Source organism: Bradyrhizobium sp. B120, from assembly GCF_049075665.1.
Classification (GTDB): Bacteria; Pseudomonadota; Alphaproteobacteria; order Rhizobiales; family Xanthobacteraceae; genus Bradyrhizobium.
In genome coordinates, this window is the sequence record NZ_CP185242.1 from 4,499,471 (window position 1) to 4,519,578 (window position 20,108).

Here is a 20,108-nt window from a genome sequence, read left to right on the forward strand (position 1 = left end):
TTCAACGCCTGACGGAGTGTGCCGTGTTCGGCATCGCCAACCCGGTCCAGTTTTACGCGAAGCTTGTCCAGGAGTTCGACGACTTCTGCGAGAACCCAAGCTCTGCGCGGCACGCGATGAATTTTGTCATCACAGCCTATCACCTGCATGAGTGGATCTGGAAAGACTTCCTCAAAAACGATGCAGCCAAGCGCAAGGAACTTGGCATCGCTAAGGATATTAGGGCCTTTAGGGATTGGTTAGACAGCAGGAGCATCTGGTACGCGCAGATGCAGCCGCTAGCGAATGGCTCGAAGCATTTCCAACCCGCCAACGGTCCGCAAATCAGAATGCACCAGGTAGGCTCGCTGAACACCTTCGCCTTCAACGAAGTGGCCTATAACGAAGGATACTCCCATTTCGTGGTCGACATGGGCTTGCAAGAGGGCCTTCCAAACATCGCGCCTGCTGCGATGCTCTTTGAAGCGGTCCTCCGGTTCTGGCGAGATTTCTTCCGAGCGCATAGCCCGTACAACGAGCTGCCAAAAGGCAGGACGATACTTTCCGATGAATGGCCTACTATTCAGCCTTAACCATCGCGACATTGACCATTGCCCGTCCGATGGCTTCCAACCTTCAGTGGAGCCGCGAGTAGTCCGATAAAAGTATTCGCGGCATGGCAGGGCGACCTGCCTGGCAAGATCTCCCCTTGATGAAATGCAACGGTGACGCGCTCACGACGGGAGCAATGCGGACAATGAACGCGACCATTTCTTTGTCTCCTCGTTGGCTTATGGCCCCAATACCGTGGATCTAGACCGTAGCTTTCCAGGTTATCGCCTTAGAGCGTAACGATATCAACGTTGTGTAGAGGAGGGGATGTCTGTCACGGTCCACATGCATAACAAACGGCAGCGAGGAGACCGTCTGATCTCTGAAATACGGCTGACAGCCGACGTGAGGACGGCCGGAGCGTTGGTCGCCCTGGACCAAAAGTCTACCAGAATACAGAGCCCGCACCGGCTACCGGGTGCGTCCACCAGAAGCAAAAGTATGCCCCGTTTTACAGTGGCCGACTTCCGAATCCTTTCGGCTGACGCTCTTTTGGGCGTACCCGTCCTTCAGTTCGATAACTTCCGAGAGCAGGTCAGCCGTGATCCGGAGGCTGTTGCATATTTCGGCGAGTTTTTGATTGGAGAGGACCGCAGGTCGATGCGATAGTTTCAAGACAAACTCGAAAACGCGATCCGAATTGCGCATGAGCTGCAGCAGGTGCTCACCGCTCGGCCCGTTTGAACCCGAAAGCCAATTCTTGGCTGTCCTTTCATTGGCTCCCGTCCAACGCATCAAGGTCTTATGCGCTTGATGACTGCTTCCAAGCTCAGACTTGAGGATATCCGCGATCAAGGTCGCGTAGGTCGAAAATGTAACGCCTTCATCTCCCGGAAATTTCTTGCCCGTTTTTGGAAACATGTTTCCCCCCGAGCTACGTTATAGTTTGGCTCACCGCATCATGCATTCATGACGTTAGTGGGGCAGCAATGTTGCCGGTCGCCTCCGATAAAAAATTTGAGATACCGTCAAATCACGGCCTGACGTCCGCCGCAGAATATGTGCGGATGTCGACGGATCATCAACAATACTCAACAGCGAACCAGTCCCAAGCAATCCGCGAATATGCGGCGCGTCATGGGTTCCGGATCGACAAGACTTATGAAGACAGCGGCAAAAGTGGTCTCAATTTGGATAATCGCGACGCGCTCAAACAGCTCATCGAAGACGTGCAAACTGCCGCAGCGACGTTTTCGACCATTCTAGTCTACGACGTCAGCCGGTGGGGTCGGTTTCAAGATGCCGATGAGAGCGCCTATTACGAATATATCTGCAAGCGGGCGGGCATATCGGTTCGTTACTGCGCTGAACAATTCGAAAATGACGGCAGCCCAGTCTCGACTATCGTCAAAGGCGTCAAGCGTGCGATGGCGGGCGAATATAGTCGCGAACTGTCGGTCAAGGTCTTCGCGGGGCAGCGCCGCCTGATCGAACTAGGCTACCGGCAAGGCGGGCCCGCCGGCTATGGATTGCGACGGCGACTAATCGATCAAAATGGCTTCGTGAAGGCCGAACTTGTGCGAGGCGAATACAAGAGCATCCAAACCGATCGGATTGTGTTGATCCCGGGTCCGGAGGAAGAGATCGAAACTATCCGTTTCGTCTACGATGCCTTCGTTAGGCAAGGTAAGATCGAAAAGGAGATCGCCGAAAACCTCAATTGCAAGGGCATCACCACGGATCTTAATCGCTCATGGACACGGGCGACCGTCCACCAGATTCTGATCAACGAGAAATACATCGGCAACAATGTCTGGAATAGATGCTCATGCAAGCTCAAAGGACGTCGAATCTACAATCCTCCCGAACGTTGGATAAGGCATGATCAGGCATTTGAACCAATTATTGGAGAAGAGACCTTCAGGGAAGCCCAAGCCATCATCTCCGAGCGTTGCAAGCGATACTCCGATGAAGAGCTACTGGACGTCTTGCGTGGCCTGTTGGAGCAGCACGGTTTCCTTTCGGGAATGATCATCGATGAGTTAGAATTCGGCCCCTCGAGCAGCGCTTACCGTACTCGTTTCGGCAGTCTGATCCGCGCCTACGAGCTGATCGGCTTCACGCCCGATCGGGACTATCGTTACATCGAGATCAATCGCGCGCTGCGCCGAATGTACCCGGACCTGATCACGACAACGATCCGCGGTATCGAGGAAATCGGCGGCTTGGTTTGTCAAGATACGGAGACCGATCTCCTAACTGTAAACGATGAATTCACAACGTCGCTCTGCGTGGTTCGGTCGCAGGAGACGATGGCCGGTTCTCATCGTTGGAAGGTCCGTTTCGACGCAGGCTTGCGTCCCGATATTACGGTCGCAATCCGCATGAACCAGATGAACAGCGCCATCCTAGACTATTATTTGCTTCCGCGCTTTGAGATGACGGCCGACCGCGTTGCTCTTGCCGAATACAATGGGGTTGCGCTCGATGCCTACCGTTTCGACACGCTCGATATGCTGTTTGAGCTTGCCGCACGCTCCCAATTGATGGAGGTCAGCCATGGGCTCGGGTCAATCCATTGAGATTATTCCGATTGGCGCCATCGATGTAGCTAACCCGCGGGCGCGAAACCGCCGCATCTTCAAAGAGATTGTCACCAGCGTCGCCGAGCTCGGACTGAAACGGCCGATCACGGTGAAGCACAAGTTGGGTAACGGCGAGCCGCGCTATGAGCTTGTCTGCGGTCAGGGACGACTTGAGGCTTACCAGGCGCTCGGGCAGCGCGAGATACCTGCTGTGATCGTCGACGCTACCAACGAAGACAGCGCGATCATGAGCCTGGTCGAGAATTGTGCTCGCCGCCAACATCGCTCGATCGACCTTTTGCATGATATCGAAGGTCTGCGCCAGCGGGGTTATGAGTTCGACGACATCGCCCGCAAGACCGGCCTCACGGTCGAATACGTCAAGGGTGTGAGCGGCCTGCTCGAAGGCGGCGAGCACCGGCTCTTGCGCGCAGTCGAGGCAGGGCAAATGCCGGTTAGCGTCGCCGTCGTAATAGCGCAGGCGCAAGACAGTGACGTCCAGGACGTATTGCAACAAGCTTATGAAGAGAAGTTACTGCGCGGTCAGCGCCTATTGGCCGCCAAGAAGTTGATCGAACAGCGGCGCCGCCGCGGCAAGGGATACAGAGCCGGTCCACGCCGTTCCGACGGCACCCCGCTCAGCTCCAATGCGCTGCTACGCACCTATCGGCAGGACGTCGATCGCAAGCGAATCCTGATCCGGAAGTCAAACAGCACCAAAGCGCGGCTGGTTTTCATCTTGGAAGCCTTACGAAAACTCCTGACTGAACCGGACTTTCTGGAGCTCCTGCAGACCGAGAAGCTCGATACTTTGCCGAAGAATCTCGCGCTTCGTCTGGACGACCAAGGGTAGCCTATGGCACGCCGGCCGCACATCTCGGTTCGCATGGGTTTCGAAGAACGGACCCTTTTAGTCCGGCTCGCCGACATTCAGCCGTTAAAGCTCGTAACAGAAGAAGTGAAGCGCTCGGCGAAATACTGCCAGATCGCGGCCTCCATCTCGGAGATCGGGCTTGTCGAGCCTCCGGCGGTGGCGCGCAGCCGCGAGAATAACGGCAAATTCCTGCTGCTCGACGGCCATCTGCGCCTTGAGGTGTTACGGGATCGCGGGTTTTCAGAGATTGAATGCCTGGTGTCGACCGAGGACGAAGCCTTCACCTACAACAAGCGCGTCAACCGGATCGCGATCATCCAGGAGCACCGGATGATCCTGAAAGCGATCGAAAACGGCGTTTCCGAGGCGCGTATCGCTAAAGCGCTCAATGTCGACGTCGCCAGCATCCGCCGGCGCCGCAAACTCTTGGATGGCATCTGCACTGAGGCGGTCGAGCTTCTGAAGGAGAAGCACCTGACGCTCCATTCGTTTTCAGAGCTGCGCAAGCTCGCTCCGATCCGCCAGATCGAGGCGGCCGAATTGATGATCGCGATGAACAATTTTTCCAACAGCTATGTGCGCTCACTGGTGGCCGCGACGCCCCGGAACCAGTTGGCGGCCGGCTACACGCCGCGCCAGCCTAAGGGCTTGTCGGACGAGCAGCTCGCACTGATGGAGCGGGAATCTGCATCGCTGGCCCGCGAATTTAAGGTTGCGGAGCAGACCTATGGCGCCGACCATCTGGATCTTGTGCTGGCCGTCGGCTACGTCTCCAAGCTTTTGCGCAACGGGCGCGTGGTTGGCTACCTCGCAAAGCACTTCCAGGAGCTGCTGTTTGAATTCCAACGGATCACCGAATCCGAAGCAGACGCAGCCTAACCAAGGCTTCCTCGCGTTTCGGTCGGTACGATGCTTAGCCGCTGGCGGCAAAACGGGGAGTGGGCCATGACACGTGAGCGCAACCGTGGATTCTCACCGTGGCTTTCTGGCTAATCACCATAGAACGTAACGAAATCAACATAATGCGGAGGATGGACGTTCCGTTACCCATCATCGCTCGACGTGATATCGTTCATCTTGCGGCTCATTGGTGACCGTGAGCCTTTCGAAACGGCTCTGATCTGCGACGGCTTGGCGCGGCTGGAGGCTGGTCATGGCCACGCCTCAGTGATCAGCGGCGCACCAGGCGGAACGAAGCCGAAGGCGGAGTTCGGACGGTGTGGAACGAATGGCTAGCGGGATGCGCGCGAGGGGCGAAACGGTTCGCCACCTCTATAGAGGTCTGTTTCACTGTTTCGGGCCGCTGTTCAGGTGCTGTTTTCAACTGTTGCAACGCTGTTTTCGTAGTGTTTTGCGCTGTTCCAACACCGACTATTTTCGGACTGTTTCGCACAGCCTCCGAAACAGTCGAAAACGCGAGCTTTCTCCGTGATCCAAAGGGCCATCAGAGTAGCCACTGCAAGTCCTCTTCGCATGCGATGCGATTGGCACCGACGAGCTCGCGGCGAAACGTGTTCATCAAGGTGCGTGCGCTCCTCGCCTTGCCCTTCAGGTCGATAAGACCACGGGCGTTGCACTCAGCGGCCCAGTCGTCACGATGCGCGCCCCGCCGGTTGCCCGAGAGCATGGAGGCCCTTTCGCTCGCCAGGACGTTCTTAAGGGCCTCCAGCGCCTTGTGGGCACGCGGGGAGAGATTGCCTTGCCGGCGGGCATCAGTGAGCTCGTGCTCCCATCGATCGTTCACCAGCGCGATCTTGACGTCCTGGAAATCAAACCTGGTGGTTGGCGTGCGCTCGCGCGCCTTCCTGAACCGAAGCGCGAACGACACGTCGGTGTCATTACGCTTCGCGGTCTCGAGATGCATCACCGTGTCCATCTGCCATTCGCGGGCCTTGTCGCCGTAGCCGCGGGTCTCGTCGTGGCCGGTGTGGTGGATCCAGATTTGGCCGATACCTCGCTGGGTCAATGAGAGGGCCCAAGGCAAGGTCTGTTGCCAGGGCAAGGTTTCCTTCTGATCGCCGGCGATCAGACACATGATGTTGTCGAAAATGATAAGGTCGACGCTTCCGATCTCGGCTACCAGCTGCTCAATCGCGTCCTGTCCCCGCGTCGTGTTCAGTGGAGCAAATCCTGGAATGTCAGAATGGCTCAGCGCATAGAAATACTCGGGGTCGTCGTCTTGGCGCGCCGCCTCGTCGATCAGGCGTGAGCGCAACAAGCGTGCGCTCATTTCGCCGTCGATGTAGAGAACACTCGCAGGGCGTCGGCCGGTCCAATGCAGGAAACCTGCACCCGAGGAAACCGCCTGTCCCAGAGCTATCGCGAAATTAGTCTTGCCTAGCCCGGTTGCTGCAGTGACCAGTACCCGACTCGTTGTCGTTAGCCAGCTGCCACATAGGAAATCCGGCTCGTCGATCTTTCGAGCGCGCCATTCCTTAACAGTCAAGGGCAGGTTGGGCGGTAGCCCGAGCGGGGCGCGTACAACGTGTTCGGGGCAGATCTGGCCATATTCATTCGGGCTCTGGACGGGTGGGGGCTCACCGGTGTGCTTCCACGAATCTCGAGGATCCAGCAATTCCATTTGGCGAACGCTATTGTGAACGCGACGTAGGAAATCGTCGTCACATTCGGCATCCATGATAGTCATGTGCCAACCTGCACTTCTGGCGCGGGCAGGTCGAGTTCTCGTCCCCTTGCCAGAGCCTCGTTGACCGCTTTGGCCTCCGGGAATGCCGGAACGTCGAGTCGGAAGTTGGGGCGACCAGCGCTTAGTAAGGCCCGTCCCAGCCGGCTGTCCGTAAAGAAGCTAACGATCAAACGGTAATGTGAACCGCCAACTCCGAATGCGACAGTTTTGGCGGAGGATCGGTTGGGAAGGCGTGGGCGAGCGAGCATACGAGTGTCTCAGCGAACGCGATTACGATGCTTCGCGGCTTCAGCGTTATGAGCGCGGCGCTCCCCTTCCTCTTTGAGCCGGCGTTCGATGTAAAATTCAATACTTCGCCAGGTAATCTTGCGAGATGAGCCTTCCAGATAGCTTTCAAGCATGCCCGAGTTCAGGAGCTCGTAGGTCTTGGCGCGACCGATTTTGAGCGCTGCCATCGTCTCATTGACGCTAGCAACAATGCTGTTCTGGCCCAGCTCGAAGCGAAGCGCAGGATCTGCGGATTGATTGAACGGCATTTTTTGTTCCTGGCTGTTCGTGAGGACGCAAGTGAACAGCAGGACTACATCGAGTTTTCTAGATTGTAGGCCGGGAAGGCCGGAAATGGGCCGGAAATGTCAGGTTGGCTTAGCCTCATAAGCCTCGATCCCACGAGCAGCCAGCTTTTGCAGCACGCTTTTTGACGGGCTTTTCCTTAGTCTATCGTAGAAAAACTGCGCGATCCGCTCTTCCAAATCGGCGCGCGTCCTCCATCCCTTTTTCTTATCCGGGCCAAAGCGGCCAAGAGTTTTGAAGAGGCGTTGAACCTCGTCGTTGACGAGGTCCTGATCATACACGGGCTTTCTTCCTGACGAGGCTTTGACGAGAGATTGTCGTAAAACGTGCAGGCTCCACGCGCGGCGCTGTTCGGGACCGATTCCTGATCCGGCTAGCCAATCAGTGACGCGGTAAAGGCGCCAATGGTCGTAGGGAATTTCCTCAAAACCTGACCGGAGATCGTCGAGCCGCGCAAACAGCCTATAATTACCTTTAGCGACCGAGGCCGCGAATTGCTCGATCATGGAGTGCCAGATTGCCGAGACCGATTTAAAGACGAGTGCCGCCACGAGGGCGTTCTCGGGTAGGTTCTCTGCCTTTAGCAACTCCCAAGGTGGAAGCTGGATGGCTCCGCCATTGCGGAAGCTGACCTTAAATGTTCGAGAGGCGCAGTCTACGTCGACTGAAACAGGTGCATTCGTCCATCTATAGTTAAGCGAAAAACGCCTTTGATTCGGGGACAGCTCGCCGAACTCTAAGAAAACGGCGTCGGCCACAGATCGCCATTTTGGGTCTGGCCGGGCGCCCAAAGCTTCTTTGGTAGTTTTGATCATAGGCTGGTTGTCAGCAATTCGTCCGGATGTGCCACACCGTAACCATCCCGGCGATACAGACTCGGCGTTCACACGGGGCGGCGTCCCCTGATGTACGAAATTTCTGCTTAAAGTAGTACTCAAGCAGTGCTCAAGCAGCTTATGTCCGTATCGATTAACCGCGAAAGGGCGGATGCGGCGTGGCTGTGGACCTCATCCGTGTCGCCAGAAAGCCGCGCGTGCCGTGGCACAGTTGGCAAATTTCGATCGCTGCTAGGCCAATAATGCGCGCATTTCTGCAGCGACCGCCATAACCACTGTGCCAGCTTGACAGGCGTGTCGCAAAAATCAACATGGCACACCGACTGCGGACTAGAATTTAGCCCTGCCGATGCGATGTATTGGAAGATTTCCGTCACGGTGCAGGTCAAGGCTGACAGTGTGAGCCGCGCCAAGCTGAAATTCGATCGCACGTCCCGCTTCTATGATGTCAGTGGTACCGCCGAATAAGTTGGGCTCTCCGCACCACAGTTCTCCGCTCGCTGCCTTCAGCTTGAAGGTCCCTGGAGGAACAGTCGTCACGAGTCGATCACCGCTGCGAATGAACCATGAGATGACCGGAGCATCCGTCCGAGCATCAGTCAGCTTGACGAAGTACTGCGAGCCGCTCGGGGCCTCAACAAAGAACGGTACGGTTCGCTCTATGCTGGAGTAGCGTGCAAAGATCCCCGTGCCTGGGGCGGGCTGGGGCGCGCAAGAGATCGTCATAGACGCGGCGTCAACTAGGCTTTCCTTGTTTGCCCACGCAATCGCGAGCGCGATGGCCGTAACAATGAAGGTCCGAGGGAAGCGATAGAGCGGACGGAGAGTTCTTATCCAGATTGGTTCGGGCAGAGGTTTGCCGCACCTTCCACACCAAGGCAGCCCTCTAACCGAGAACTGCGAGACGCGGTTCCGGGTTTCGCAGTGCCGACAAACAACTTCGTTGCTCATTTCTTCTATTTCTCGCGAGAGCGAACTCCCGAAGCCGCTAAAGGGCGCCAGACAAGGGGTTGATTAGTCTGCGTTCTGTGTCAGCACGGCTGAAGGTTGTGGCACACGTGTCCCGGTCGGGTAATTGATAGCGTGCGGTGCCACAGACACACTGGCACAGTTAGTTAGTCGTTTGGCACAGACAGAATGATACGGGACGCTGGCACAGACACTTGCGACCCATGGCGCGCAAGTGGTCAGCGGCAAGTCGTGGTCGACATGCCGCCTCCCAACCGAGTGGTGAAGCAATTCAGCGGAGGAGACGGATCTGGAATGGCCGACTCATGGGCCGCTTGGGGAGGCTGCACGATAATTGGTTCCTGGGGCGAGGGCGCCGCTCGCGCCGCAGCCAAATTCTCCTCATAATCCCGCTGAGCCCGTCGTTGCGAGTCGGTGAGAACCGCTTGGTCAGCCGCGAGCTTCTTGCTGACGTCAATGCCACAATGAAGTTGCTCGAGCATCAACAGCCCAATGCGGCTCATTGCTCGATCATCGGGGAGCGCGCCTGAAATAACGGTTGTCTCTACCCGCTGAATCTCGGCGCAAACATGAGGAGGCCAACGCCTTGCGAGGGGGCCTGGCGACGCGGCCGGACGCATGGGTCTGATCGTTTCGACAGGCACGCCAAATGACGAGAAATCTGGGGCGGACGGGCTCTGCTGGGCGTGAGCGGGGAGGGACATCGCGATAGCGATGAGACACCCCTTAGCGAAGGTAGCATCCATAATCATCAAATCCTGAACGCCTGGGCCCGGCCGTCACTTCTGTTAACCCGTCTGCCCAAACCGAATGTAACTTAAAAGCGGTAGTCTTAAAAGCGGCAAACGCCCGAAATCCCGATGTGAAAAAGACTCACAAGGGGCCGCTTCGGGACGTTTTGGCGAGAAACATGCGCCGGCTCCGGGCTGCGCAGGGCCTTAGTCAGGAAATGCTGGCACACGAGTGCGGTATCAACCGCACTTACCTGAGCGGGGTTGAGCGTTCTGAGCGAAATGTCTCGATCGACAATATTGCCCGAATTGCACGTGGTCTTAAGGTCAAAGCCCACGCGCTGCTTGACGACGACGCCTAGCGCGCCGCTGAAAGCGAGGACGACCTGCCGGGACACCTTTTGCGCCAGCCAGACCGTCGTGCGCGGATATCTCATCCTCCGAATGGCATTGATTGCATTGCGCTTTGCTGCGACCGGCTGAAAAACCACGGTCGAAACCCACGGAAGAATGGTTTTTCGCGCGCGCGATGCATCCGCTCGTTGGTTGGAACGTCTGCCTACATCATCGATGGTCTGGCCGTACAGTTCTTCGGAGAAGAACCGCTGCATTATCAATCCCATGCCGATTTGGTACAGCGGGCGCCGGTCCGGACCGAACGCAGATTCGATCAATAGAACTATGGACTTTGCGCCCTCGGAAGTTGTAACAGTGCATGTTCATTGAGCAAACTAAGAAATTGGGGGCTATATGACTGAGAAGTCGAAAGTTGTGCTGTCGCTTGGCGCTGCGCTCGCATCGCTCACCGGAATGTCGGTTCAGGGCGCCGAAGCCAAGGCAGTAGTTGCCAGTGATCCAACCGCGGCAGCGGCCGAAAACACCATCTCCAACCTTCAGCCAAACGCCCACTATCAGGTGGGTGAAGACCTTCTTGGGTTCGTCATGACGAAGCAGGCCGACGGCACCATCGTCGCCCAGCATGCTTCCCACGCGTCGCATGCTTCACATGCGTCTCATGCCTCCAGCCGCTAAGTTTCCTGCGGCGTCTCCGATTGAGGTAGCTGTCGATTTCGATTCAAACATCCAAAGCCTCAGTGCTTTGGATGCCGCCGCCTATCGCCTTATCGGAACTGCGACCTGCCAGGTTGACCGGGCGGGCGACCGCTATCTTTGCCGCTTGGTTTCTTCCGCTAACCCGCAAAAGGGAGCCGTGCTTAGTTCGGACGAGCTGAAGGAGCGGTTTCTGAATCTTGTCGCCGACGAAAACTTGCGGATTCGCGTCGCTGAAAAAACCGAAGGTGTTCGGAACGTCATCCTTGCACTTGCCTTCGGGGCCCTGGCCGCTAACCAAAATGATGCCGGATAAAGTCCTGGCGGAGGACCATGGCGCGATTTTCACCTCCTGAGACCTTCAGCGCGGCGACCGAAGATCTCTCGTTGTTGCCGTTCAATTTTGAGCGCACCGGCGCCAATCAGTATCTCGTCGCAAACCTGGTCGGCGATTTCATCCGCCTGACCGAAGATGAACTGAACAGGCTGGTCGACCTTCGGGTTCGCCCCGGCGACGGCCTCTACGAAAGAGCCTACGCCGCTCATCTGGTCACCGGAACGAACCAGAAGGCACAACGCCAGCTCTTGGCGGCTCGGCTGAGAAGTCGGATGTCGTTCCTGCAGCAGACGACCCCGCTCCATATTTTCGTCGTAACGCTGCGGTGCGAACACTCTTGCCCTTACTGCCAGGTCTCGCGTCAAAGTACCGACCGCTCACGTTTCGACATGAGCGAACAAACCGCGATGCGTGCACTCGACATCGCGTTCGCCAGCCCAACGGCACGGATCAAGATTGAGTTTCAGGGTGGGGAGCCACTTCTCAATTTTCCGCTGATCTCGAAGATTGTTGCCGCTGCGAAGCAACGATCCGGCAAGAAGCTCGACTTCGTCATCGCCTCAAACTTGGCCTTGTTGGATGACACCGTTCTCGAGTTCTGCAAAGAGAACAACGTCCTGCTCTCAACTTCCCTCGACGGTCCAGCCGACCTACACAACAAGAACCGTCCCCGACCCGGTGCAAACAGTCATGAACTAGCTGTTGCTGGAATCCGGCGAGCCAGGGAGATTCTAGGTCCCGACAGAGTGGGGGCCTTGATGACTACCACGGAGGCAAGCCTCGACCGCGTCGATGAGATCATCGACGAATATCTCCGACTGGGGCTAGATGGCATCTTCCTGCGCCCGCTTTCTCCGTTTGGATTTGCGATCAAAACGAAGCAGTTCGCCAAATACGACGCGCAGAAGTGGCTTGCGTTCTACGAGCGAGGATTGCGCCGGGTTCTGGAGATCAACCGACAGGGCACCCCGTTCCGGGAGTTCTACGCGGCGCTGCTTCTCACACGGATGCTCTCGGACCGACCCATCGGCTACGTTGATTTGCGCAGCCCCGCCGGCGCCGGCCTTGGCGCGCTGGTCTACAACTATGACGGCAGTGTTTTCGCGTCGGATGAAGGCAGGATGCTGGCCGAGACCGGTGACGACGCGTTCCGGCTCGGTCACGTCGAACACGACAGTTACAATTCTCTCATCCTGTCGGACAAGTTGATCGGCGCGATTTCATCGTCCCTGACGCAGTGCGCGCCCGAATGCTCGACTTGTGTGTATGAGAGCCACTGCGGGGCAGACCCTGTATATCATCACGCCACGCAGGGAGACGCCCTGGGAATCAAGCCTCTGTCGGCATTTTGCGCTCGGCAAAAAGGCATCATTGGCCTGCTGTTGGACATTCTGGAGAACTCTCCGGAGGATGCTGCCACCTTGCGACGATGGGCCGCCCCATGACCCTTCCTCTCTATGGCACAGCCTCGCAGAGCGCTGGATTTGCCTCGGACAAGGCCCGATCGGTCCTCAGGCTCCGGTCGGTCGACAGTGCCGCCGAACGTCACGTGGCTGATTTCCTGTTCGCCAGAACGTCGGACGAAGTCTGGCGCGCTATAGAAGCCGATTGGCCGTCCATCCTCGTCGTCTCCGACGGCGCGATCGATCTACCCGCTACGTTCACAGGACGGCTCGTCGCGGTCCCCCCGAAATATGACTATCTCGCGGACGGCGATGTCATCGGCTTCGATCATGCGTCGAGGAAGTTCCGCACGCTGTATCGCCGGAATTCGGCGCATAATTCGTTTCTGGTCACCGAACGGTGCAACAATTACTGCCTGATGTGCTCGCAACCACCGAAAGATATCGATGACCGGTGGATCCTCAGCGAAATCATGGAAAGCCTGCCTCTCATTGACCCAGCAACCCATGCGCTGACGTTCACGGGTGGAGAGACCTTGTCGGATTGGGAAGATTTCATCGCCGTCCTGAAGGAGTGCCGCGACCGGCTGCCGGCGACCGCCATCCAGGTGCTGACCAACGGCCGAGCGTTCGCCGACTCGCGGATTGTCGACGCATGGAAAGATATCCGACACCCCAATCTGATGGCTGCCATTCCGGTCTATGCCTCCATCGATCATGTCCATGATCATGTCGTGCAGGCCAAGGGTGCGTTCGACGAAACGATCCTAGGTATCCTGAAGCTCAAGGACCGCGGACAACGCGTCGAAATCCGCGTCGTCCTGCATGCATTGACCGCGCCGATCATCGAGGACACGGGCCGGTGGCTTGCCCGCAATCTGCCGTTCGTCGACCACGTCGCATTGATGGGGCTCGAAAACACCGGCTTTGCCATAGCAAACGATGCCATGCTGTGGATGGATCCGGTGGATTATGGCGACAAGCTTGCGAGGGCCGTCGATCACTTGAGCGCCGCTGGCGTCAACGTATCGGTCTACAACCTTCCCAAATGCGTTCTTCCAAAGTCTGTTTGGCCGCATGCGCTCCAGTCGATCTCGGACTGGAAAAACGGCTTCGTGGAAGAATGCGATCGCTGCGACGCAAAGACCGCCTGCAGCGGCTTTTTTACTACCGGACGGCCGCGGTTCAGTCGCGGCGTACGTGCGATCACTTCCGAACAGGAATTGAGCCAGTTGGCGGATTAGCAGGCCACAGAACCAGGGGAACGAATATGAAAATCAATAATGGTCTCCTTATCGCTGCTGCAGTTGTATGCAGCATCTCGGCAGCTCCGGCCCTCGCGAAGACTGCGAAGGAATGCACGGCGGAGTGGCGCGCCGACAAGGTCGGCATGCAAGCCCGGGGCATAACCGAAAAAGCGTACGTCGAACAATGCAGGAGTGGGCCGGAGCCAACCGTTGCCGCGCCGGCGGCGAAACCGGAAGAGACGACGCCGCCACCGGTGCCCAGGCAAGCGACAGCCACCGGATCTAAAACCGCAAAAGAGTGCATCGCGGAGTGGCGCTCTGATAAGGCCGGCATGCAAGCCCGCGGTGTGACCGAAAAAGCGTACGTCGAACAATGCAAGGTAGGTGCAGCGCCAGCGGCTTCTGCCCCCGCGCCGAAGCCGATCGTTGCAGCGCCTCCGCCTGCTGCATCGCCTTCACCGTCAACCAGCACCCCATCTTCCCAGAAGACCGCCAAAGAGTGCATCGCCGAATGGCGAGCCGACAAGGCGGGCATGCAAGCCCGTGGCGTCACCGAAAAGTCCTATGTGGAGCAGTGCAGGGCCGGCGGAACCATGCCGAGTGCGACCGTTTCCGAACCAAAGCCAACCCCTGCTGCGCCCCCGCCGAGTCGGCCCGCACCAACCGCAACGCAAGCTGCGCCAGCCCCGACGCCGCAAAGGCCGGCACCGACCACAACTGCGGCACCTGTGCCCGCCCCAGTACAGCAACCTTCCGTTCCCCGAGACAACGCAACGCTGGAGGCCGGACAGTTTGCTGACGAGGCTTCCGCAAAATCCCGTTGCCCGTCCGATACAGTCGTTTGGGTCAACCTCCCGTCGAAGGTCTACCACTTCGCAGGGACGAGAAGCTACGGCACCACGAAGCGTGGCGCCTACATGTGCGAGAAGGAAGCGCTCGCCGCTGAAGATCGTGCTTCGAAAACCGAAAAACATCCCTAACGCTGGCCCTACACCGGACAATCCCTAGGTTAAATTCAGGGCAGCCATTTGTGCGGCGGACGGCGCTCGCTGCGCAGATGAACGTACGCCGTGGGCAGCGTGGCTTGCACGGGCAGTTGGAGAACGGTTGATCCCACGCGGATGAATCCGGCCCTTGAACGTAGGGCAGCAGTTCTCCGTCGGTACGGAATCGATGGCACCAGAGAACGAGAGCGGGCGTCAAATGGGCGGGCCGGATGCTTGCGCCCATCCTTCCGACTAATCGATTGGAATGCGTTGCAATAACCGACGGAGGCGGCCACGTTCGGAGCCTACTAGGCCGAAAGTCGTGGCAAACGGCCCTTGAAAGGCCCCCGGGTGTCTGGAATTCTAACTCAACCTGGGATGGAGCTTCTCCATTTGAGGAGGTCAATTTGCAGTGATCATTTTTCAGATCGAGTTTTTTAGATGCAAGAAATTGCTCAACAGGTCCCCAGAACAATTCCTTTCCTTGGCGCACGGGCGTTTGCTCGAAAGCTCCTCCTAGAAACGGATCACCTTCGATCAGAGGGCGAAAATCTGAAGCGCGAGCGCGACGAAGCTCAGTCGAAGATCAAAGAGTTAGATGCGACCGTTGAGCGATTGACGTTCGAACTCGAGGCGGTTCGCGCTCAACACGATATTGCGCAGCAGCACCTTACCACTATCGGCGCAGCCTCCATGATGGAAGTGGAAGCCAAGCGTTGCGAACTGCAGGCCAAAGTTGATGCGCTAAACGCTCAGTTCATCCGGACGACGGCCGAAATCGCTAGGGAGCGCGACGCGCTACGAAAGGAGGTCGAGGGGGCCCAACAGACAATCGTCGAGACCCGAGAAACGGCACTTCTGCAGGAGGTTGGAATCTACGAATACCGGCATCCGCTGACCGACGTTGTAGCTTACGAGAATGCGTTAGACCGCCTGCAAGATGCAATGAAGGCTGCTGCAAAGAGGGATGGCGGCGCAGTACTCGCAGCAACAAACTGGACCGTTAACGGCTCCGAGGCTGAGGGCCGCAAGATGACCCGCGAGGTTTCTAAGCTTATGCTGCGAGCATTCAATGCCGAAGCGGACAACCTCGTTCGCGGCCTAAAGCCGTACAAGCTTCAAAGCGCAGTCGAGCGCCTGAGGAAGGTTGAGGAGACCATTCGAAGGCTGGGCATTACAATGCAAGTCAGCGTCTCACCAGCGTATGTTCAGCTTCGGGTCGATGAACTGGAACTAACGGCCGATTTCTTGCAGAAGCAGGCTGAAGAGAAGGAGGCTGAACGCCAGGAACGGGAGCGAATGCGGGAGGAGCGGAAAGCTCAGCAAGAGATGGAACGAGAGCGCGCAAAGCTTGCCAAGGAAAGACAACACTACGAAAACGCATTGCAGGCAGTGACGTCAAATGGAGACGCGGACGGGATGCTGCGTCTACAAGAGCAGATTGCCGAAGTCGACAAGGCCATCGTGAGTGTGGACGCGCGTGCGGCTAATACACGTGCAGGGTATGTCTACGTAATCTCGAATATTGGCTCCTTTGGCGAGAAGATGGTCAAGGTTGGTATGACGAGACGCCTCGATCCGATGGAGCGGATCCGCGAGTTGAGCGACGCGTCGGTGCCATTTAATTTCGACGTCCATGCGCTCTTCTTTTCCAATGACGCAGTGGGCATTGAAACGTCTATGCATGACCGGCTCGCTGATTGTCGCGTTAACGCTATAAACAGAAGGCGAGAATTCTTCCGCGCGACGCCACTTGAGGTGAAGTTGCAACTGGTCAACTTGACCGGCGAGCTTTTGGAGTTTCGGGAAATCGCTGAGGCGATCGAGTACAGACAAACAATTCGACTGCAGCTCACAACCGAGGTCTAGAGGACGCGCCCAGCGCCTTCGGCTTCAAATAATCTCTTGGCTTTCTTCTATTTTCGATGATCCAATCAAGAAATGCCCACAACGGGTTGGCGCCGTAACCGAACCACAGCCATAGGAGCCGCGCAACCACGGGTCAGTACGGACTACAGACAGCTAGCTACTGCGGACCAGCTGCATGACCTTCGGAGGCATGCGAATAAAGTAGGCCCAGTCGTCCATGAGGGCTCGTCGCTTCTCTAGCTTTGCCCCACGCTGGTACGCGGCCGTCGTCTCGCTTTTGTATTTGTGCGCCAGAGCTGCCTCGCGCACTCCGTCCGGGAAGTCTGTGCATTCCTCGGCCCAGGTCGCGAACGTCGCGCGGAAGCCGTGCACAGTAACGTGTCCGTAACCCATTCGATCGAGGACCGCGAGCATCGCGTTCTCTGAAAATTGTAGGCCCTCCGGATTAGTGAAGATAAATTCGCTCTGTTGGCCTTTGCCAAGCTCGTCGAGCACGTCAAGCGCCGGTTGATTAAGCGGGACACAATGGTCCTGGTCCATTTTCATACGCTCGCCGGGGATCCGCCACACTGGGCCGGTTGGAAAGGCCCGATCGATCTCAGTCCATTTGGCGCCGACGATTTCGTTTGTGCGGCACACAGTAAAGATGAGAAAGCGCAGCGCCATTGCGGCGCGTCCTTCGGTCGCGCGGAGATCGATCAAAAACTGCGCCGCATCGGAATACGGCAGAGCCGGGTGGTGACGAATGACCCGCTTGGGCCGCTTCGGAAGTTTTTCTTGGAGCTGCTTTGTCAGTTCGGCCGGATTGCGGAAATCTGGGTCGTCGATGTTTGCGTTCTTGGCGATGATCGTCTCGATTCGGCCGCGTACGCGGTTGGCGGTTTCGCGCTTGGTCAGCCAAATCGGCTCGAGCAATTGGTGGATGTGGCTCGGCTTGATCTCCGCGATCGTAAGCTTCCCGATCGCCGGATAGGCATATCGCTTAAGCGAGGAGGGCCACTGGTCGCGGTGCTTTTCGCTCCAAGTTGACCATTGCGCGCGGATGTAGACCTCGGCGCACTCCTCGAAGGTCGGCGCCGCGTTTTGCGATTCTACCGCCTTCGCCTCTTGGCGAGCGTTACGGCGCTCCTGCACGATGTCTATGCCGGCCGTGTTGCGATCCCCCTTCACACGTAGGCGAGCTGCGTCACGTGCGAGACGAGCGCTCTTGAGGGATACTTCCTTGAAGGAGCCGAGGCCATGCCACCGCTCTTTGCCGTCCTTCCAGTAGCGATAGGACCAACTCTTCGCCGAGAGGCCCGTGACGATCAGGTAGAGGCCGCCGCCGTCAGCATACTTGCCAGGCTGCGTTGCGCGTTCGACGTCGAGCGGCTTAAGTTTTCCAACCACGTGTTCCTCCGATCAAAACCATCCTCCGAACCTACGGTCCCAAGCTACGGTTTGCGCTTCGATTGTGAGGAACGACGACGAACTAAGGAATACAGTCTGCCGACGAAAGCGCTGATTTTACTGGGGATTCCGAACAGTGGAGAACAACGGAGAACAGTGTACTGGCGGAAGGGGTGGGATTCGAACCCACGGTACCCTTGCGGGCACGCCGGTTTTCAAGACCGGTGCCTTAAACCACTCGGCCACCCTTCCGGATCATTCGGATCAGGCCCTTAGCGTAGGGCGACGCCGAACGCAACGCGAACTTGGCGAGAACATCGGGGCGAAATCGGCCGCTTGCTCGGTCCACCGGCAGCGAACCGGCTGAATTTGAGCGCGCGGACAACCCGGCCTTGAGCCGACGCTACGGCGCCGATGCCGCAGCAATCGGCCGCGGGTCATCGTTCGCATGCACGTACCACGGTTGACCGCGACCACCGCCGTTGGCCATCATGATGCCCATGAAGCGCGTTCTCTTCCTTTGCACCGGCAACTACTATCGCAGTCGATACGCAGAGGAGCTGTTCAATCATCTTGCGCGCGGCGAAAACCTGCCGTGGCGCGCCTCCTCGCGAGGCGCCGCCGAACGGGGCTCGCCCGACAATGTTGGCGCCATGTCGGTGTTTGCCGATGACCGGCTTCGCGGCAACGGCATCGTTCCGGAGGGCGCTGCGCGCTATCCGCAGCCATGTTCATTGGCTGACTTCGACGGCGTGGACCTGGTGATCGCGCTCAAGGAGGCCGAGCATCGTCCGCTGATCGAGCGGCGGTTCCCCGAGGTCGCCGACAAGGTGACCTACTGGCATGTGCACGATATCGACGTTGCCCATCCCGCGGATGCGCTGCCGATGATCGATGAGCTCGTCCGCGCGCTGGTTTCATCGCTCAGGTAATCGGTTCGCGCTTCAGGAAGATCGCCAGCGCATATTCTGCCGGGCGTGCGAGCCTGCCGCTGATGTGTTCGAGATCATCGATAGCGACGATCTCGAGGCGGCCTTCAGTGACGCTCAACCGGTCGATCGGCACGTCCCGCGCAAGGAACACCTCGCCGTGAAGGGTACCGCCTGGCGTCGAATGATCCGGCCCAAAATAGCGGCCGATCAGCTCAAAACGCTCGGGCGGCAGGTAATAGCCGATCTCCTCGTGGATTTCGCGCACCACGCATTCCAGGAAGGTCTCGCTGCCTTCCCTCCGCCCGCCAAACAGGCTGATCTTGCCGGGATCGGAAACGTGAGGAAGGTCGTCGCGCAGCTGCATCAGCAACCGGCCATCCGTGCTGACCAGCAGCGCCGACGTTCCCTCTCTTACTGCGCCGGTCATTCGCGAATTCTCTCGCGGGAAAGGTGGAGGGAGCGTCAGGACTTGGGCTGGGAGAAGGCGGCGGATCTGCTGCGCGGGTCATCTCAGCTGGGTAGGCGCCTGGCTGGCATCGCCAGCACTCCAACGCTGAAGCTGGGGGCGAGCGGCGAGGGTCGCCGCGGTCTTTCGCATGGGCGCGGACGGCGCCCAAGACATCACATGTTCAGCCGAAAGCGAAGGCCAGCAGGCTGGAGCACAGCAGCACGAGGCTTGCTGCGGTCAGGGTTAGAAATCCGTCGGAGACCAAATCGTGATTACGCATGACACACCTGCTTTCTACCGATGCTCATCCGAATTGATTAAAGCTTTCCGAACTTCTCTCCTGGAAAGAGGTGACGCGTCTTTCCGCCTTCAACGGACTGTCAGGCCCGGTACCGATAGCCTTCCACGGCGTGCGCCAAGAAGATCGCCGCACTCACCAGGCCCATCACCGCTGTAACCGTCTCGATCATCGCAAACTTCCTTTGCGCCCCACGTCCGAGAGAAAACGATTGCAGCCTTGCACAGTCAAAAAGATTCAATTGTTGGAATTGCAGATGCCCCCCGACTGATGATTTGCTGCAACAGTGTGTCTGATAGCGGGACAGGCGAGGGCGTTCTGCGCGGGCGGAGGTCAGTAGAAGGACGGAGGAGGCGCAACAGACCATTCACCAAGACGCCACCGCCAGATGGCTCTCCCCATT

The 20,108-nt window shown here is 57.9% G+C and carries 18 protein-coding genes and 1 tRNA gene; 12 read left to right on the plus strand and 7 right to left on the minus strand.

What is annotated here, in order from left to right:
• Positions 1-23 precede the first annotated feature (23 nt).
• A complete protein-coding gene (locus ACOIX3_RS20565) occupies positions 24-572 on the plus strand; it encodes a hypothetical protein (protein WP_420971616.1) in 549 nt (182 codons plus the stop codon).
• Positions 573-1,002: 430 nt separating this feature from the next.
• Here the strand turns inward: ACOIX3_RS20565 and ACOIX3_RS20570 are convergent, their stop codons facing one another.
• On the minus strand, positions 1,003-1,452 hold the full coding sequence (locus ACOIX3_RS20570; RefSeq protein ID WP_420971617.1) for a hypothetical protein: 450 nt from the start codon (positions 1,450-1,452) through the stop codon (positions 1,003-1,005).
• A 68-nt stretch (positions 1,453-1,520) separates the two neighbouring features.
• Between ACOIX3_RS20570 and ACOIX3_RS20575 the strand changes: the two genes are divergently transcribed.
• The 3 genes from ACOIX3_RS20575 to ACOIX3_RS20585 are packed head-to-tail and all read left to right on the plus strand — an operon-like array spanning position 1,521 to position 4,869.
• On the plus strand, positions 1,521-3,113 hold the full coding sequence (locus tag ACOIX3_RS20575) for a recombinase family protein (RefSeq protein ID WP_420971618.1): 1,593 nt from the start codon (positions 1,521-1,523) through the stop codon (positions 3,111-3,113).
• On the plus strand, positions 3,091-3,969 hold the full coding sequence (locus tag ACOIX3_RS20580) for a ParB/RepB/Spo0J family partition protein (protein WP_420971619.1): 879 nt from the start codon (positions 3,091-3,093) through the stop codon (positions 3,967-3,969). Before ACOIX3_RS20575 ends, ACOIX3_RS20580 begins: the two co-directional genes overlap by 23 nt.
• A gap of 3 nt (positions 3,970-3,972) precedes the next feature.
• Positions 3,973-4,869, plus strand: a complete 897-nt coding sequence (locus tag ACOIX3_RS20585; protein ID WP_420971620.1) for a plasmid partitioning protein RepB C-terminal domain-containing protein — start codon at positions 3,973-3,975, stop codon at positions 4,867-4,869.
• Positions 4,870-5,434: 565 nt separating this feature from the next.
• Here ACOIX3_RS20585 and ACOIX3_RS20590 read toward each other — a convergent pair.
• From ACOIX3_RS20590 to ACOIX3_RS20600, 3 genes are all read right to left on the minus strand, one after another.
• Positions 5,435-6,637 (minus strand): AAA family ATPase, encoded by a 1,203-nt coding sequence (locus ACOIX3_RS20590; protein WP_420971621.1) that lies wholly within the window; start codon positions 6,635-6,637, stop codon positions 5,435-5,437.
• Between the two features lie 257 nt (positions 6,638-6,894).
• The gene (locus ACOIX3_RS20595; RefSeq protein WP_420971622.1) at positions 6,895-7,173 is read right to left on the minus strand and encodes a DNA-binding protein; all 279 of its coding nucleotides are present in this window, start codon (positions 7,171-7,173) and stop codon (positions 6,895-6,897) included.
• A 99-nt stretch (positions 7,174-7,272) separates the two neighbouring features.
• On the minus strand, positions 7,273-8,025 hold the full coding sequence (locus ACOIX3_RS20600; RefSeq protein WP_420971623.1) for a hypothetical protein: 753 nt from the start codon (positions 8,023-8,025) through the stop codon (positions 7,273-7,275).
• A gap of 1,939 nt (positions 8,026-9,964) precedes the next feature.
• Here ACOIX3_RS20600 and ACOIX3_RS20605 point away from each other — a divergent pair.
• The 7 genes from ACOIX3_RS20605 (at position 9,965) to ACOIX3_RS20635 (ending at position 16,638) form a co-directional block, all read left to right on the plus strand.
• Positions 9,965-10,108 carry a helix-turn-helix domain-containing protein gene (locus ACOIX3_RS20605; RefSeq protein WP_420971764.1) on the plus strand — a complete coding sequence of 48 codons (144 nt, stop codon included), beginning with the start codon at positions 9,965-9,967 and terminating at the stop codon, positions 10,106-10,108.
• Positions 10,109-10,496: 388 nt separating this feature from the next.
• Positions 10,497-10,778 (plus strand): His-Xaa-Ser repeat protein HxsA2, encoded by a 282-nt coding sequence (gene hxsA2, locus ACOIX3_RS20610; RefSeq protein ID WP_420971624.1) that lies wholly within the window; start codon positions 10,497-10,499, stop codon positions 10,776-10,778.
• Positions 10,753-11,112 carry a hypothetical protein gene (locus tag ACOIX3_RS20615; RefSeq protein ID WP_420971625.1) on the plus strand — a complete coding sequence of 120 codons (360 nt, stop codon included), beginning with the start codon at positions 10,753-10,755 and terminating at the stop codon, positions 11,110-11,112. Before hxsA2 ends, ACOIX3_RS20615 begins: the two co-directional genes overlap by 26 nt.
• Positions 11,113-11,129: 17 nt before the next feature.
• Positions 11,130-12,578 carry a His-Xaa-Ser system radical SAM maturase HxsB gene (gene hxsB / locus ACOIX3_RS20620; RefSeq protein ID WP_420971626.1) on the plus strand — a complete coding sequence of 483 codons (1,449 nt, stop codon included), beginning with the start codon at positions 11,130-11,132 and terminating at the stop codon, positions 12,576-12,578.
• A complete protein-coding gene (hxsC, locus tag ACOIX3_RS20625; RefSeq protein ID WP_420971627.1) occupies positions 12,575-13,780 on the plus strand; it encodes a His-Xaa-Ser system radical SAM maturase HxsC in 1,206 nt (401 codons plus the stop codon). Before hxsB ends, hxsC begins: the two co-directional genes overlap by 4 nt.
• A gap of 26 nt (positions 13,781-13,806) precedes the next feature.
• The gene (locus ACOIX3_RS20630) at positions 13,807-14,763 is read left to right on the plus strand and encodes a hypothetical protein (protein WP_420971628.1); all 957 of its coding nucleotides are present in this window, start codon (positions 13,807-13,809) and stop codon (positions 14,761-14,763) included.
• A 447-nt stretch (positions 14,764-15,210) separates the two neighbouring features.
• The gene (locus tag ACOIX3_RS20635) at positions 15,211-16,638 is read left to right on the plus strand and encodes a DUF4041 domain-containing protein (RefSeq protein ID WP_420971629.1); all 1,428 of its coding nucleotides are present in this window, start codon (positions 15,211-15,213) and stop codon (positions 16,636-16,638) included.
• 153 nt (positions 16,639-16,791) lie between these two features.
• Here ACOIX3_RS20635 and ACOIX3_RS20640 read toward each other — a convergent pair whose 3' ends face one another.
• Together ACOIX3_RS20640 and ACOIX3_RS20645 are read right to left on the minus strand one after the other, a co-directional pair.
• Entirely contained in the window at positions 16,792-18,027 is a 1,236-nt protein-coding gene (locus ACOIX3_RS20640; protein ID WP_420971630.1) for a tyrosine-type recombinase/integrase, read from the minus strand.
• A gap of 162 nt (positions 18,028-18,189) precedes the next feature.
• Positions 18,190-18,279, minus strand: a tRNA-Ser gene (locus ACOIX3_RS20645).
• Positions 18,280-18,527: 248 nt separating this feature from the next.
• Here ACOIX3_RS20645 and ACOIX3_RS20650 point away from each other — a divergent pair.
• Positions 18,528-18,959: a low molecular weight phosphatase family protein gene (locus tag ACOIX3_RS20650; protein ID WP_420971631.1), complete on the plus strand. Its 432-nt coding sequence runs from the start codon at positions 18,528-18,530 to the stop codon at positions 18,957-18,959.
• On the opposite strand, the gene ACOIX3_RS20655 is transcribed toward ACOIX3_RS20650, so the two are convergent.
• Positions 18,952-19,323: an NUDIX domain-containing protein gene (locus tag ACOIX3_RS20655; RefSeq protein WP_420971632.1), complete on the minus strand. Its 372-nt coding sequence runs from the start codon at positions 19,321-19,323 to the stop codon at positions 18,952-18,954. The two genes, ACOIX3_RS20650 and ACOIX3_RS20655, sit on opposite strands and share 8 nt — an antisense overlap.
• Positions 19,324-20,108: the final 785 nt, after the last annotated feature.